At 74.4% G+C, this 15,209-nt stretch carries 14 protein-coding genes and 1 pseudogene; 12 read left to right on the plus strand and 3 right to left on the minus strand.

Going from position 1 to position 15,209, the window contains the following annotated elements:
- Window positions 1-4: 4 nt before the first annotated feature.
- The 5 genes from QCD66_RS20670 (at window position 5) to QCD66_RS20690 (ending at window position 5,978) form a co-directional block, all read left to right on the plus strand.
- Window positions 5-406 carry a hypothetical protein gene (locus QCD66_RS20670; RefSeq protein ID WP_375732803.1) on the plus strand — a complete coding sequence of 134 codons (402 nt, stop codon included), beginning with the start codon at window positions 5-7 and terminating at the stop codon, window positions 404-406.
- Window positions 407-532: 126 nt separating this feature from the next.
- Window positions 533-2,161 (plus strand): ABC-F family ATP-binding cassette domain-containing protein, encoded by a 1,629-nt coding sequence (locus QCD66_RS20675; RefSeq protein WP_375732804.1) that lies wholly within the window; start codon window positions 533-535, stop codon window positions 2,159-2,161.
- A gap of 48 nt (window positions 2,162-2,209) precedes the next feature.
- Window positions 2,210-3,184, plus strand: a complete 975-nt coding sequence (locus QCD66_RS20680; protein WP_375732805.1) for a bile acid:sodium symporter — start codon at window positions 2,210-2,212, stop codon at window positions 3,182-3,184.
- 116 nt (window positions 3,185-3,300) lie between these two features.
- Window positions 3,301-4,320, plus strand: a complete 1,020-nt coding sequence (locus tag QCD66_RS20685; protein ID WP_375732806.1) for a hypothetical protein — start codon at window positions 3,301-3,303, stop codon at window positions 4,318-4,320.
- A gap of 17 nt (window positions 4,321-4,337) precedes the next feature.
- Complete coding sequence (locus QCD66_RS20690) at window positions 4,338-5,978, plus strand: substrate-binding domain-containing protein (protein WP_375732807.1); 1,641 nt, start codon at window positions 4,338-4,340, stop codon at window positions 5,976-5,978.
- A gap of 222 nt (window positions 5,979-6,200) precedes the next feature.
- Here QCD66_RS20690 and yidD read toward each other — a convergent pair whose 3' ends face one another.
- Window positions 6,201-6,596, minus strand: a complete 396-nt coding sequence (gene yidD / locus QCD66_RS20695; RefSeq protein ID WP_375732808.1) for a membrane protein insertion efficiency factor YidD — start codon at window positions 6,594-6,596, stop codon at window positions 6,201-6,203.
- Window positions 6,597-6,729: 133 nt separating this feature from the next.
- Between yidD and QCD66_RS20700 the strand changes: the two genes are divergently transcribed.
- From QCD66_RS20700 to QCD66_RS20715, 4 genes and pseudogenes are all read left to right on the plus strand, one after another.
- On the plus strand, window positions 6,730-7,998 hold the full coding sequence (locus tag QCD66_RS20700; RefSeq protein ID WP_375732809.1) for a sensor histidine kinase: 1,269 nt from the start codon (window positions 6,730-6,732) through the stop codon (window positions 7,996-7,998).
- Entirely contained in the window at window positions 7,995-8,660 is a 666-nt protein-coding gene (locus QCD66_RS20705; protein WP_364206829.1) for a response regulator transcription factor, read from the plus strand. The genes QCD66_RS20700 and QCD66_RS20705 overlap by 4 nt, the downstream gene beginning before the upstream one ends.
- A gap of 108 nt (window positions 8,661-8,768) precedes the next feature.
- Window positions 8,769-9,716 (plus strand): alpha/beta hydrolase, encoded by a 948-nt coding sequence (locus QCD66_RS20710; protein ID WP_375732810.1) that lies wholly within the window; start codon window positions 8,769-8,771, stop codon window positions 9,714-9,716.
- Window positions 9,713-10,720: pseudogene (locus QCD66_RS20715) on the plus strand (acyltransferase family protein); the annotation flags it as partial. The gene QCD66_RS20710 and the pseudogene QCD66_RS20715, both read left to right, overlap by 4 nt.
- A 201-nt stretch (window positions 10,721-10,921) precedes the next feature.
- On the opposite strand, the gene QCD66_RS20720 reads toward QCD66_RS20715, so the two are convergent.
- Together QCD66_RS20720 and QCD66_RS20725 are read right to left on the minus strand one after the other, a co-directional pair.
- Window positions 10,922-12,556: an ABC transporter permease gene (locus tag QCD66_RS20720; protein WP_375732811.1), complete on the minus strand. Its 1,635-nt coding sequence runs from the start codon at window positions 12,554-12,556 to the stop codon at window positions 10,922-10,924.
- Window positions 12,553-13,467, minus strand: coding sequence for an ATP-binding cassette domain-containing protein (locus tag QCD66_RS20725; protein WP_375732812.1), 915 nt, complete (start codon window positions 13,465-13,467; stop codon window positions 12,553-12,555). The genes QCD66_RS20720 and QCD66_RS20725 overlap by 4 nt, the downstream gene beginning before the upstream one ends.
- 83 nt (window positions 13,468-13,550) lie before the next feature.
- On the opposite strand from QCD66_RS20725, the gene QCD66_RS20730 reads away from it, so the two are divergent.
- The 3 genes from QCD66_RS20730 (at window position 13,551) to QCD66_RS20740 (ending at window position 15,205) form a co-directional block, all read left to right on the plus strand.
- Window positions 13,551-14,276: a TetR family transcriptional regulator gene (locus QCD66_RS20730; RefSeq protein WP_375732813.1), complete on the plus strand. Its 726-nt coding sequence runs from the start codon at window positions 13,551-13,553 to the stop codon at window positions 14,274-14,276.
- 90 nt (window positions 14,277-14,366) lie between these two features.
- Window positions 14,367-14,717, plus strand: coding sequence for a helix-turn-helix domain-containing protein (locus tag QCD66_RS20735; RefSeq protein ID WP_357538958.1), 351 nt, complete (start codon window positions 14,367-14,369; stop codon window positions 14,715-14,717).
- On the plus strand, window positions 14,714-15,205 hold the full coding sequence (locus QCD66_RS20740) for an SRPBCC domain-containing protein (RefSeq protein ID WP_375732814.1): 492 nt from the start codon (window positions 14,714-14,716) through the stop codon (window positions 15,203-15,205). Before QCD66_RS20735 ends, QCD66_RS20740 begins: the two co-directional genes overlap by 4 nt.
- The last annotated feature ends 4 nt before the right edge of the window (window positions 15,206-15,209 follow it).

The following is a 15,209-nucleotide window of genomic DNA, read 5'->3' on the forward strand; positions in this document are numbered from 1 at the left end:
CCGGATGGACACCTGGTCACGCGGCCGGGTCACCCTCGTCGGCGACGCCGGCTACTCCCCCGGCCCGGCCGTCGGCGGCGGCACCGCCCTGGCCGTCCTCGGCGGATACGTCCTCGCCAACGAACTCGCGCTCGCCGGCGGCGACCACCACGCCGCCTTCCGCGGCTACGAACAGGTGATGCGGGAGCCGGTCGAGCGCGGCCGTCGGGTCGGGCCGAGCACGCTACGCCAACTCGTGCCCGGCACCCGGTTCGCCGCCCGGACCACACCCCAGCTGATGCGCCTGTTCACCCGCCTCCCGCGCCGGGCGGCCCGCACCCTCTCCGCGCTCCAGGGCGCCGACCGCCGGACCCTGGACGACCACTCGTCGACGAGACAGCCGACCCGATCCGGTGGCCCCGCGTAATTCGGGTTGCGGAACCGGACGGCGGCGACGTACGTTTGCCGCGATGTGAGCCGCTGACACCTTCCCGCGCCCGCGCCCGAGGCACTGCCCGGCGGGCGGAAGATCTCTTCCAGTCGGTGGTGTCCCATGCCTCGAGCAGCCCTGCTCGCCCATGACCTCGTCCGCACCCTCGGCACGCGCCGGGTGCTCGACGGCGTCTCACTGACCGCCGCGCCCGGCCACCGGATCGGGCTGATCGGAGAGAACGGCACCGGCAAGTCGACCCTGTTGCGGCTGCTCGCCGGCACCGACGAGCCCGACACCGGCACCGTCGTACGCCCCGCCGACCTCGGGTTCCTGCACCAGGAGATGCCGTTCCGGGCCGACGCGACGATCGCCGACGTGCTCGACGACGCCCTGCGCGAGGCCCGCGCGGATCTCGCCGAACTCGACCGGCTCACCGCCGCGCTCGCCGACCTCCCGCCGGACTCGCCCGGCTACGCCGACCTGCTCGCCGCGTACGGCGAACGGCTCGACCGGGCGCAGGAACACGACGCCTGGGACGCCGACCGGCGGGCCGAGATCGTCCTCGCCGGGCTCGGCCTCGGCGCGATGGCGCACGACCGTACCCTCGGGTCGCTGTCCGGCGGGCAGCGCGGCCGGCTCGCCCTGGCGGCGCTGCTCGTCCGCCGGCCCGTGGCGCTGCTGCTCGACGAACCCACCAACCATCTCGACGACGACGCCGCGGCGTTCCTCGAGGAGCAGTTGCGCGGCCTGCCCGGGGTGGTCGTGGTGGCCAGCCACGACCGGGCCTTCCTCGACGCCGTCTGCACCGACCTGGTCGACCTCGACCCGGCGCTGGACGGCCCCACCCGGTTCGGCGGCAACTACACCGACTACCAGGCGCACAAGCGGGCCGAACGGGAACGCTGGCAGCGGCGCTTCGCCGAGGAGCAGGAGGAACTCGCCGAGCTGCGGCGCTCCGCCAGTGTGACCGCGCACCAGGTGGCGCCGGGCCGGGCCCGGCGCGACAACGAGAAGATGGGGTTCGGCCACACCACCGGCCGGGTCCAGAACCAGATCTCGCGCCGGGTCCGCAACGCCACCCGCCGCCTCGACGAACTCGAACGCGACCAGGTCCGCAAGCCGCCGGAGCCACTGCGGTTCCGGGCCACCTCGCTCGCCACCGGGTCGGCCGCCGGGCTGCTGGTGTCGCTGCGCGACGTGGAGGTGCCCGGCCGGCTGCGCCTCGACCGCCTGGACGTGTCGGACACCGACCGGGTGCTGGTCACCGGGGCGAACGGGGCGGGCAAGTCGACGCTGCTCGCGGTGCTGGCCGGACACCTGCCGGCCGCCGGCGGGATCCAGCGGCGGTCCGGGCTGAAGGTCGGCCTGCTGGCGCAGGACACCGTCTTCGAGCGGCCGGACCGTTCCGTGCGGGAGACGTACGAGATGACGCTCGGCCCCGCCCGCGCCGAGGCCGTACCGCTGCGGTCGCTCGGTCTGATCCGGCCCCGGGACATCGCCCGCCCGGTCGGTGACCTGTCGGTGGGCCAGCGCCGCCGGCTCGCGCTGGCACTGCTCGTGGCCGACCCGCCCGAACTGCTGCTGCTCGACGAACCCACCAACCACCTGTCGCCCCGGCTCGCCGACGAACTGGAGGAGGCGCTCGGCACCGGTCCCGGCGCCGTCGTGGTCGCCAGCCACGACCGGTGGCTGCGCGCCCGCTGGCCGGGGCGTGAGGTCCGGCTCACCGGACCGGTCACCACCGCCTGACCCGCCGGTCGTCTCCTACAATTGCGGGCCGATCCGAAGGAGACCCGGGTGTCGCGAGCAGCGCAGGGGCTGGTGGCCGGCCTGGAACGGCACCAGGTCGCGGTCTACGTCGGGGCGATCGTGGCCGGTGCCGTGGCGGGCCGGGTCCTGCCCGGAGCCGGACCGGGACTCGAACACGCGATCAACCCGGTGCTGGCGGCCCTGCTGTACGTGACGTTCCTGCAGGTGCCGGTCGCCGACCTGGCCCGGTCGCTGCGGGCCGGCCGGTTCCTGGCGGCCGCGCTGGCCGTCAACTTCGTGGTGGTGCCGCTGGTGGTCGCCGCGATGTTCGCGTTCCTCCCCGCCGACCGGGCCGTACGGCTGGGGGTGCTCCTGGTCCTGCTGACCCCGTGCGTCGACTACGTCATCGTGTTCAGTGGCCTGGCCGGCGGCAGCCGGCAGCGGCTGCTGGCGGCGACGCCGCTGCTGCTGCTCGCCCAGTTGCTGCTGCTGCCCGGCTACCTCTACCTGTTCATGGGGCCGGACCTGGCCGGGATCGTCGAGACGGGGCCGTTCGTCGAGGCGTTCGTCGTGCTGATCGTCGTACCGCTGGCGCTGGCCTGGCTGACCCAGGCATGGGCCGCCCGGCGGCCGGCCGGGCGGCGGTTCGCCGGTGCCGCCGGCACGGCGATGGTGCCGCTGATGGCGGCGACCCTGCTGACCGTGGTCGCCTCGCAGGTCCCCAAGCTCGACGACCGCGTCGCCGACGTCGCCCGGGTCGTGCCGTTCTACGTGGCGTTCCTGGTCGTGATGGCGTTCGCCGGCCTCACCGTCGCCCGGCTGTTCCGGCTGGACGTCCCCGACGGCCGGGCGATCGTGTTCAGCGGCGCGACCCGCAACTCGCTGGTCGTGCTGCCGCTGGCCCTGGCCCTGCCGGACCAGTTCGCGGTCGCGGCCCAGGTGGTCGTCACCCAGACCCTGGTCGAGGTGGTCGGCATGGTGGTCTACGTCCGTACGGTCCCACGCCTGCTGCCGCACCGCTGACCGGGGCGTACCCGCGGTAGCCGCAGGGTTCACCGGTTGTTCGCCGGCCGTCCACCGTGGAGCGGTTGGAGGGCGGCCACCATTCGGCCGTGATGCGGCCTCGGAACATAGTGATCGTGGTTACCGTCCTGGCGGTGCTCGGAGCCGCCGTCGGTTACCTGCTCGCGGGATCCGACCCGGCGACGGTACGCGGTGTCGTCGGCACCGAGAAGGCGACGTTCTTCGCCGACCCACGGGTACGGGAGGCGTTCGAGAAACACGGGCTCCGGCTGGAGATCGACGCGCGCGGTTCCCGGGAGATGGCCACCGCCGACGCGCTGGCCGGCTACGACTTCGGCTTCCCGGCCAGCGCGCAGGCCGCCGACTCCGTCTCCCGGGCCCGGCCGGCCAGCGGCACGTACGAGCCGTTCGGGTCGCCGCTGGCGGTGGCCACGTTCACCTCCATCGTCGACCTGCTCGCGCAGGAGGGCGTCGCCCGGCGCGGCGGGGCCGGGCACTGGGTGCTGGACCTGGCCGCGTACCTCGACCTGGCCGGCCGTGACCTGCGCTGGGACCAGATCGCCGGCAACGTCGCCTACCCGGCCCGGCGGGACGTGCTGGTGACCACGACGCACCCCGGCTATTCCGGTTCGGCGGCCGGATACGCCTGGCTCGCCGCCACCCACCTCGGCCCCGACGGGCTCGACCAGGTGGCGAAGCTCTTCACCGACCAGGGCGGGCTCGAGCGGTCCACCGGAGACCCGTTCGAGAGGTACCTGACCCAGGGCCTGAACTTCGCCCCGCTGGTGCTCGCCTACGAGGCCCAGTACATCGAGGCGGCGACCGCCGGGACGCTGCCGTCGGGCGCCACCCTCATGTACCTCTCCCCCACCCTGCTCAGCACGCACACCGTGGTCGCGTTCACCGAACAGGGCGACGAGGTCGGCCGGCTGCTGGCCACCGACCCGACGCTGCGGTCACTCGCGGCCGAGCACGGCTACCGCACCGGCGACGAGGGCGCCTTCGCCGGCGTGCTCGACCGGCTGGCCGGCGCCGGGACACCGCTGCCCGCGCAGCTTCCCGAAGCCGCCCCCGCACCCGACCCGGCCGCGTTCGAGGCCATGCTCACCACCCTCGACCAGCACCTACGACAGTGACGACAAGGAGGACTCCCGTGCGCCGTACGCCCCGACTGGTGCTGGCCGCCGTGCTGCTCGCACTCGCGACCGCCTGCACCGCCGACCCGGCACCGACCACGCCGGCCAGTGGATCCGAAGACCCGTACCTGCGCGGTTCGGGCACCCTGCGGGTGCTCGCCGGCAGCGAACTGGCCGACCTGCGCCCGATCCTCGACGAGGCGCGGGAGGCGACCGGCGTCACCGTGCAACTCACCGAGATCGGCACCCTCGACGGGATCGAACGGGTCGCCAGCGGCGCGGCCGCGCGCGACCACGACGCGATCTGGTTCTCCAGCAACCGCTACCTCGAACTGCACCCGGACGCCGGCGACAAGATCGGCGTCGACGCCAAGGTGGCGAACTCGCCGGTGGTGCTGGGGCTGCGGACCTCGACGGCGCAACGGCTCGGCTGGGACAAGAACCGTCCGACGTGGAGCGAGATCGCCGCCGCGGCCGGCGAGGGCGAGTTCACGTACGGGATGACCAGCCCGGCGACCTCCAACTCCGGTTACTCGGCCCTGGTCGGGGTGGCCGCCGCCCTGGCCGGCACCGGCCGGGCGCTGACCACCGACGAGATCACCGCGCTGACGCCCCGGTTGCAGTCGTTCTTCACCGGGCACGCCCTGACGTCCGGGTCGTCCGGCTGGCTCGCGGACGCGTACGTGCACCGGCAGACCGCCGGCGTCCCGCTGGGCGGCCTCATCAACTACGAGTCGGTGCTGCTGTCACTCAACGCCGGCGGCCGGCTGGCCGAGCCGCTCACCGTGATCTACCCCGCCGACGGGGTGGTCACCGCCGACTACCCGCTGACCCTGCTCGCCGGCGCTGGCGAGCAGGCCCGGGCCAACCACGCCGCGATCGCCGACTTCCTGCGCCGGCCGTCGACCCAGGCCAAGATCATGGAGCGGACGCACCGCCGGCCGGCCGTCACCGGGATCAGCCTGGCCAGCGACTTCGGCCCCACCGACGGCGGCCTGGTCGAGCTGCCGTTCCCGACCCGCTACGAGGTCGCGAACAAGCTCGTGTCGAGCTTCGGTGACACGCTGCGCAAACCGGCCCGCACCATCTACCTGCTCGACCTGTCCGGGTCGATGCGCGGCAACCGCCTGGAGGGACTGCAGTCCGCCCTGCTCGGGCTCTCCGGCGCGGACACCTCGCTGTCCGGCGAACTGACCCGGTTCAACGGTCGCGAGCAGGTGATCCTCGTGCCGTTCAGCACCACGGTCCAGGAGCCGCGCCGGTTCGACGTACCGTCCGACGACCCGCGGCCGACCCTCGACCGGATCCGCGCCGACGTACAGGGGTTCTCCGCCAACGGCGACACCGCGATCTACGACGCGCTCGCCCGGGGCCTGGAACTGGCCCGCGACCTCGACACGGCCGATCCGGGCCGGTTCACCAGCGTCGTGCTGCTGACCGACGGGGAGCGTACGGTGGGCCGGAGCCTGGACGCGTTCCGGAGCCTGCACGCCGGGCTGCCGGCCACGATCCGGTCGGTGCCGGTCTTCACCCTGCTGTTCGGCGAGGGGAACGTCGGCGAGATGACCGAGATCGCCACGCTGACCGGGGGACGTACGTTCGACGCGCGGACCGGCTCGCTCGGCGCGGTGTTCAAGGAGATCCGCGGCTACCAGTGACCGGTTCCGGCGGACTTCGGCGGGCGGTGTCCGTACGGGGAGGGGCAGGGTCGCTGTCGCCGTCCACAGCGAATTCGGCGTAGGAACAGCGAATTCGCTGTGGACCCCGGCAGTGATACCCGGCCGCCGGACGCTCGGCTTCCGCGCGAGTGCCAGCGCCGCACGCTTTCCCTGATCGACGGGAGTCCCAAACCGGGTTCCCCCGCGCACCCCGCCCGACTGTCAGCGCACCGGGTCGTGGGTGCCGTGCGGTACGCCGGGACGGCAGCGGCGCACCCGTTCGGCGGCCATCCGGCCACCGGCCGCCAGCCCGTACCGCTCCACCGCTGTCAGGCCGTACGCGCCGCAGGTCGGGGTGAAGTGGCACCGCCCCGGCCAGTGCGGCGACAGCCACCGCCGGTAGCCCCGGATCGCCGCCACCCCCGCCCGGTCCACCGCCGGCGCCCGGGTCACCGCCGCCGTCGTCGAACCGAGCATCAGCAGGGTCGAGAACAGCCCGAACCCGCAGCAGTCACAGCAGCCGTCCGGATTCTTGGACTTGTGCTGCCGGTTGAACCTGTCCTGCTGCCGGCGGTTCTCCCTGGCCTGCTCCCAGAAACGCCGGAACCCGCTACTCATGATCCATCAGTACCACAGCCGCGCTCCCTGCCCGCGGGTGACCGGCCGGCGCGGCACCCCCTACCCGGGTATGACCGCCGGTTGGTCCCGTGGTGGCACGACGGCCCGCCACCAGGGCCGTACGCTGCGGATGATGGACGATCCGATCGACGCGCTCCGGGCCGCGCCGCGGGACCTGCGGCGGCTGCTCGTCGGTCCGGACTACCCGCCGTATCGCGCCGAGCCGGCCGGGCGGTGGCGGCGCTTCCGGCCCTACCTGGTGCAGGCCGGGCTGCTCGGCCTGATCGGGCTGACCGTCGCGGCGGCGCAGTACCTTCAGGACGCCAGGGGGCTGCCCGAACCGGCCGCGATCGCGCTCGGCATCGGCGCCACCCTGCCGGCCGGGATCGCCCTGCGGGCGCCGCTCTGGGCCTGGCGGCTCGGCTATCCGATGCTCTTCCTGGGCGCGCTGCACGCCCGCCCGGAAGAGTCCTGGCCGTGGAACCCGGTGCAGATCTTCGGGTTCCTGTTCGTGCTCGTCCTGCTCGCCGTCCGTGCCGACGCCGGCGTCGCCGCCTGGGCCGGACTGCTCACCCTGCTGCCGGTCTACCTGTCGGTCCCGGCGCTGGCCAACGCGCACGGCGTCACGGTTCTCGTCGTCGTGACCCTGGTCGTCGGCGACCAGGTCCGCCGGCGCCGGCAGAGCCAGCGGGCGCTGGTCGAGCAGGCCGAGGTGAGCGAGCTGGAGAAGGCCCGTCGCGCGGTGCTCGAGGAACGGACCCGGATAGCGCGCGAGCTGCACGACGTGGTGGCCCACCACATGTCGATGATCGCGGTGCAGGCGGAGACGGCACCGTACCGGCTGGAGTCGGTGCCCGATCCGGCGCGCGCCGAGTTCGCGGCGATCGCCGGATCGGCCCGCGACGCCCTCACCGACATGCGCCGGCTGCTCGGGGTGCTGCGCAGTGACGCCACCGATCCGCAGACGGCGCCGCAGCCCGGCCTGGTCGACGTACCCGAACTGGTCGAGGCGGCCCGGCGGGCCGGCATGACGGTCACCCTGGAGGGTGATCCGGTGGGTGCCCCGGCGCCACCGGAGGCGGTCGGGTTGACCGCGTACCGGATCGTGCAGGAGGCACTGGCCAACGCCGCCCGGCACGCACCGGGCGCGGCGGTCCGGGTCGCCCTGCTCCCCGGTGTCGGGGAGCTGGCGCTACGGGTCGAGAACGGCCCGTACTCCGGTGTCACCGGGCCGGCCGGGCACGGGCTGACCGGCATGCGCGAGCGGGCCCGGCTGCTCGACGGCAGCTTCCACGCCGGCCCGGTGGACAGCGGCGGCTTCGCGGTCGTCGCGCGGCTGCCGTACGCCGCCGGCCCACGTCCGGGGAGTATCGAGGTGGAAAAGCGGGGGCGGGATCGATGATCCGGGTATTGATCGCGGACGACCAGGCGATGGTCCGGCAGGGCTTCGGCGCCCTGCTCGCCGCCCAGCCCGACCTGCTGGTCGTGGGCGACGCGGCCAACGGCGCCGAGGCGGTCGCCGCCGCCCGCCGGCTGAACCCGGACGTGGTGCTGATGGACGTCCGGATGCCCGTGCTGGACGGCCTCGCCGCGACCCGGCAACTGCTCGGCGACCGGCCCGCCGTGGACCACCCCCGGGTGCTCATCCTGACCACCTTCGACCTGGACGACTACGTCTACGCGGCGCTGCGGGCGGGGGCCAGCGGCTTCCTGCTCAAGGACGCGCCGGCCGCCGAACTGGTGCACGCCGTCCGGGTGGTCGCGGCGGGCGACGCGCTCCTGGCCCCGGCGGTGACCCGGCGGCTGATCGCCGAGTTCGCCGCCCGGCCGGGCCGGGACCGGCCGCGTCCGGTGTCGCTGGCCGGGCTCACCGCCCGGGAGACCGAGGTGCTGCGGCTGATCGCCCGGGGCCGCTCGAACTCGGAGATCGCCGCCGACCTCGTGGTCGCCGAACAGACCGTCAAGACCCATGTCGGGCGGATCCTGGCCAAGCTGAACCTGCGCGACCGCGCCCAGGCGGTGGTGACCGCGTACGAGTCGGGTCTGGTCACCGCCGGCGAGTAGCTCCACGGGTCTACGCCGGGAACGGCCCCGTGGGGTGACGACCGGAGCCGGCCCCGCCCCGCAGTCTTCCGGTCGACGCGGTAGTTCGCGGACCGGAGGGACGGGGCGATGGGTCGAGGACCGACGAGGCGGCGGCTGGCCGCGCACGCGACGACGGTGCTGCTCGGGCTGGGGCTGCTCGGGCCGGCCGCGCAGCCGGTGCGGGCCGGCCCGACGGCGGATCCGTACGCTGCCCCGAGCCCGGCGGCGGCGATGCTGGCCGCGGGCGGCCCGTACGCGGAATGGGCCGCGAGCGGCCGACGGCTTCTCGTCTTCGACCGGCGGGGCGGCGGCCGGGCGGTCGAGGTGGTCGGCGACCTCGCCGGCGCGGACCGGATCGCGGTGCTGGTCCCCGGGGTGTCCAGCACCCTGCGGGACTTCGACCGGGGGCTCGGCGGCGTCGCCCACCGCGCGCCTTCGGTACAGGCCCGGGCGCTGTACGGGCAACTGCGCGCCGCCGATCCCCGGGTCGCGGTGGTCGCCTGGCTCGGCTACGACCCGCCGGACGGCATCGGCTGGGCGGCGGCCCGCCCGGACAGCGCCCGGGACGGTGCCGTCCTGCTCGCCGCCTTCGCCCGGGACCTGGCCGCCCGCCGGCCGGGCGTGGCGATCACCCTGGTCGGCCACAGCTACGGTGCGCTCGTCGTCGGGATGGCCGCCGCCGACCTGCCCTGCCAGGTGACCGACCTGGTCGCGCTCGGCGGTGTCGGGATGGGGGCCGACGACGTGTCCGGCCTGGGCGGCACGGCCCGGATCTGGGCCGCCGAGGCAGCCGGCGACTGGATCCGCCGGCTGCCACCGGTGCGGCTGCTCGGCCTCGGCCACGGTACGCGACCGGCCACGCCCTCGTTCGGCGCCCGTCCGCTGCCGGTCGACGACGGTGCCGGCCACGACGACTACCTCGTCCCGGGCGGTACGACGCTGCGCGCCCTGGCCGATGTCGTCCTGGCCGCACGGGCCACGGACGCACCGGCCACGAACGCGCCGGTCCGGCCCGCGCCGGCCGTCGGCCGATGACGGCTCAACCGGACGGCGGCCGGGACCGGGCGGTCGACGGGGTGCGGGCGTACGCGATCCTCGGGGTGATCGTCGGGCACTGGCTCGTCACCGCGCTGGTGGTGGCCCCCGACGGCACGCTGGGGCACGCCAGCCCACTGGCCGCGATGCCGTGGCTGGCCCCGGCGACCTGGGTGTCGCAGACCCTCGGCCTCTTCTTCTTCACCGGTGGCTACGCCTCGGCCCGGTCGCTGGGCCGGGCCGACGAGCGGGGTGTCGGCCGGCGACGCTGGCTGCTGCTGCGGCTGCGCCGGCTGGCCGTGCCCGCCGCGGTGCTGCTCGCGGCCGGGTGCGGGGCGCTGGTGGCGGCGGCCGCCCTCGGCATGCCGGCGGGCACGCTGCGGACCGTCGCGACACTCGTGGTCAGTCCACTGTGGTTTCTGCTGCCGTTCGCGGTGCTGATCGGCCTGACCGGTCCGCTGCTGGACGCGGTCCGCCGGTTCGGGCCGGCCGCGGTGGCGCTGCCGGCCGTCGCCGTCGTCGCCGCAAGCGACGGGTTCGGGCGGCTCGCCGGTGGTCCACCCGTCGCTGCCGGCCCGGGGATCGTGGCGCTCGCCGCCGACCTCCGGATCCCGCTCGCGGTGCTCGCCGGCTGGCTGGTGCCGTACCTGCTCGGTCTGCTGCTGGCGCGGGGCCGGCTCGCCGGGCGGCGCACGGCCCGAACCCTGACCCTCGGCGGTGCCGCCGCCATGGCCGGTCTGGTGCTGCTGGCCGGCTACCCGGCGAGCGCGGTGGGAGTGCCCGGAGCGGGAGTGTCCAACCTCGCCCCGCCGTCGCTCGTCGCGGTCGCGCTGGCGGTCACCCAGGTGGGGGTGGCCCTGCTGCTGCGCCGCCGGCTAGCCCGGCTGCTGCACCGGCCGCGCTGGTGGCGGCCGGTGCGGCGGCTCAACGTCGCGGCAACCGGAATCTACCTGTGTCACCAGCCGGTGCTGGTCGCGGTTGCCGGGACGGCCGCGCTGCTGGGCAGCGGCGCGACCGTCCCGGGCCTGCTCGGCGATCCGACCGGCCCGGCCTGGATCGGTGCCCGGCTCGGCTGGCTCCCGCTGCTCGCCGCCATCCTGGCCATCCTGGTCCGGCCGGCGGCCCGGAATCACCGCGCGATCCCGGCCGGCACAGCACGGGCGACCGGCGCGTCACCGGGCCGGGTCGCGGCGCCGGAAGGCGCCTCAAAGGGCCAGGTCGCGGCGCCGGAAGGCGACCATCCCGACGGCGAGCAGGCCGGCGGCCACCGCGAGCAGGGCCAGCAGCGGACCGGCGGTCACCTCGTCGACCGGTACGGCGGGCACGTGGCTGAACGGCGAGGCGTTCACGACGGCGGTGGGCAGGTCGAGGACGGCCCCGAACTGTCCGGCCAGCGCGCACAGCGCCAGCGCGGTCCAGGCGATCGCGGCCGACCAGCGGGGCAGCAGCCCGAACCCGGCGACGACGACACCGGCGAGCACGAACACCGCCGGGGCGTGGGCCAGTGCCGCGCCGGTCATCCGGGCCGTCTCGGCCATGACACCGGCAGTGCCGTCGACGGTCGCCGCGTAGGCCAGGCCGATGGTCGCGCCGGTCAGCGCCAACAGCACGAGCACGCCGCCGGCCGCGCACGCGAGGTGGCCGCCGAGCCAGCGGGAGCGGGACACCGCGCCGGCCGCGACCGCCTCCAGCCGGCCGGCGCCCTCCTCGACGTACGCCCGCAGGACGGCCTGTACGGCGTACCCGGCGACCATCAGGGCCACGAACGACATGATCGTGGCGAGGAAGGCGTCGACGAGTCCGCCGGTGCCGCCGAGTTGGGCGATCGCGTCGGCGAGCCCGGCGTTGTCGCCGACCAGGGCGTCGACCTCGTCGGTGACGGCCCCCATCGCCACGCCGAGCACGGCCAGCCCGATCGCCCAGCCCAGCAGCCCGCCCCGGTGCAGGCGCCAGGCGAGGCCGGTGGCCGTACGCAGCCCGGCGCCGGCACGGGCCGGGCCGGGGCGCGGGGCGACGAGTCCGGTACCGGCGTCGCGGCGCTCGACGAGCACGGCGGCGACGGTGCCGGCGAGGAGCCCGAAGACGGCCGGCAACGCCAGCAGGCCGAAGTGGTCGGCGTCGAACGGGCGTACCTGGTTGGCCCAGCCGAGCGGGGAGAGCCACGACGGCCAGGCGCTGGTGACCCCCAGCCCGTCGGCGTCGACGGTGCCGAGGGCGTCGCCGACGGCGCGCAGTCCGAAGGCGACGCCGACCGCCATCGCGGCCGCCGAGTTGGCGGCCCGCGACGTCGAGAAGACCTGGGCGGTCACCGCGGCGACGGCGGCGAAGGCGACGCCGACACCGGCGAGCGCCGCCCCGTAGGCCAGCGCCCCGGAGAGCGGCAGGCCGAGGCCGACCAGGGCCGCCGCGACGCAGGCCCCGATCAGCAGGTCGGCGCCGACGGCGACGGCGAGCGCGGCGGCGAGCGGGGCGTGCCGGCCGACCATCGCCGAACCGGTCAGCTCGAACCGGCCGGTCTCCTCGTTCTGCCGGGTGTGCCGTACGACGGTGAACGTCGTCATCAGGGCGACGAGGACGGCCAGCGAGGTGAACGTCTCGGCGACGACGATCGAGCCGAGGCTGGCGCCGGAAACGGGGCTGTTGAAGGCGCGGGCGACGACGCTGACCGCGGTGGTGCCGGCGTACGCCAGGCGGTCGGACTCGGCCCCGTAGAGGTCGGCGACGCTGGCGGCGACGGCGAACCCGACCGCGGTCACGCCGGCGATCCAGACCGAAAGCGTGATCCGGTCGCGGAGCAGCGCCAGCCGGGCGAGGCGGCCGGTGCCGGCGAGCGCGTTCACCGGGCACCGGCAGGGCTGGTGGCCGGCGCCGGCCGGTCGCCGTAGTGCCGCATGAACAGTTCGTCGAGGCTCGGCGGCGCACTGTTCAGCGAGCGGATGTCGTGGTCGGCGAGGAGCCGTAGGACCGCGCCGAGGTGTTCGGAGTCGACCTCGAGGTGCATGGTGTCGCCGTCGGCGCGCAGGTCGTGCACGCCGGGTACGGCGTCGAGCCGGTCGACCGGGTGGGCGGTGCGTACGGCCACCGACACCCGGGTCAGGTGCCGCAGTTCGGCGAGGGTGCCGGACTCCACGACGCGGCCGGCGCGCACGATGGTCACCCGGTCGCAGAGCGCCTCCACCTCGGCCAGCACGTGGCTGGAGAGCAGGACGGTGGTGCCGCCCGTCCGGACCTGGCGTACGCAGTCCTGGAACACCGCCTCCATCAGCGGGTCGAGGCCGGAGGTCGGTTCGTCGAGCACGAGGAGTTCGACGTCGGACGCGAGGGCGGCGACGATGGCGGTCTTCTGCCGGTTGCCCTTGGAGTAGGTCCGGCACTTCCTGGTCGGGTCGAGTTCGAACCGTTCCAGCAGGTCGTCGCGGCGCCGGTGGTCGAGGCCGCCGCGCAGCGAGCCGAGCAGGTCGATGACCTCGCCGCCGGTGAGGTTGGGCCACAGGTTGACGTCGCCGGGGACGTATGCCAGGCGGCGGTGCAGGGCGACGGCGTCGCGCCACGGGTCGCCGCCGAGGACGGTGACGTCGCCCGAGTCCCGGCGCAGCAGGCCGAGCAGGATGCGGATCGTGGTCGACTTGCCCGCCCCGTTGGGACCGAGGAAGCCGTGCACCTCGCCGGGCTCGACCCGCAGGTCGAAGCCGTCGAGGGCGCGGGTCGATCCGTAGGTCTTCACCAGTTGCGACACCGCGATGGCCGGCATGGCACCTCCGTAATCGTCTGACCGATGGTCAGATAATACTCGGCCTGGATGACCATCGGTCAGGGCGGGACTACGATCGACCGATGGACACCACGGCGCCGGCGACGGACACCCGGTCGCGCATCCTGCGCGCGGCCGCCGCCCTCTTCGTGCGCAAGGGCTACCAGCGCACGTCGCTGCGCGAGATCGCCGACAGCCTGCGGCTGACCAAGGCGGCGATCCTCTACCACTTCCCCACCAAGGAGCACCTCGCCGGCGAACTGGTCGAACCGTTCGTCGCCGACCTGGAGGCGGTGGCCGCGCACGCCGCCAGGCAACCCCCCGGACCGCGCCGGTGGGCGATGATCGAGGGCTGGCTCGACACCCTGCTGAAGCACCGCGAGCCGTTGGGCATGCTCGTCAACGACATCGCGATCCTGAACCGCAACTCGGTCTACCGGCGGATCCTCGCGGTGGCGACGCAGGCCAACGAACTGGTGGCCGGGCCGGACGCCGACCAGCGGGAACGGGTGCGGGCCACCCAGGCGATCGCGATGGTCAGCGACCCGATCGTGTTCTACACCGACGCCGACACGGCGACGCTGCGCGAGGACATGCTCGACGGCGTACACCGGCTGCTGGAGGGCGAGCCCCGGCCGGCGGCGCGGGCGGGGGACCGGACGCGGCGCGGCCGCCCGCCGGCACTGTCGGCGGCCGACATCGCGAGCGCCCGGGCGATGCACGCGACGGGCACGCACACCGTGGACGAGATCGCCGCCAAGTTCGGGGTGGGTCGGGCGACCCTCTACCGGCACCTCAATCGAGACTAATTACGGGACCATTTTCGGGATTTTGAGACGGCAACCCGAGTTCTCGAACCCGCTTGCGCCGCGCACCCGCCGCCACTAACGTACAACCACATGGTTGTAGGTGAGCTGGACGAGGCGGAAGTGGACCGCATCTTCCACGCCCTGGCCGACGCCACCCGCCGCGACATCCTCACCCGGGTGATCCGCGAGGAGCAGTCGGTGTCCGCCCTCGCGCGGAACTACCCGATGAGCTTCGCGGCGGTGCAGAAACACGTGGCGGTACTGGAACGGGCCGCACTCGTCGTCAAGCAGAGACGCGGAAGGGAGCAGGTCGTGCACATCGACGTCACCGCGCTGCGGCGGGCGGCCGAGCTGCTCGACGCGTACGAACGGCTCTGGCGGCACCGCGCCCGGGCAATGGAACAGATCCTGGCCGAAGACCGAGAAGGGGAACAGCCGTGAGCGTGATAAGCATCGACAAGGACGTCCAGGCGTTGACGCTGACGTTCGTCGCCGAGTTCGACGCCGGTGTCGAACGGGTCTGGCGGCTCTGGGAGGACCCGCGCCAGCTCGAGCGGTGGTGGGGCCCACCGACCTGGCCGGCCACCTTCGAGCAGCACGACTTCGTGGTCGGCGGCTGGTCCCGCTACCACATGACCGGCCCCGAGGGTGAGAAGTCCCGCGGCTGGTGGACCATCACCGCCATCGACGCGCCGCACCGGCTCGAGTTCGACGACGGCTTCGCCGGTGAGGACGGCGAACCGGTGGACGACATCGCCCCCACCCACGGCACCGTGACGCTCGAGGCCGTCGGCGACCGGACCCGGATGACCGTCGTCTCGAAGTTCGTCGACGCCGACCAACTGGAGCAGATGGCGGCGATGGGCATGGAAGAGGGCATGCGTCTGGCGATGGGCCAGATCGACGCCATCCTGGCCGAGACCCGCTGAGCGG

The sequence above is a fragment of the Polymorphospora sp. A560 genome (assembly GCF_045781765.1).
Taxonomy (GTDB): domain Bacteria; phylum Actinomycetota; class Actinomycetes; order Mycobacteriales; family Micromonosporaceae; genus Polymorphospora; species Polymorphospora lycopeni.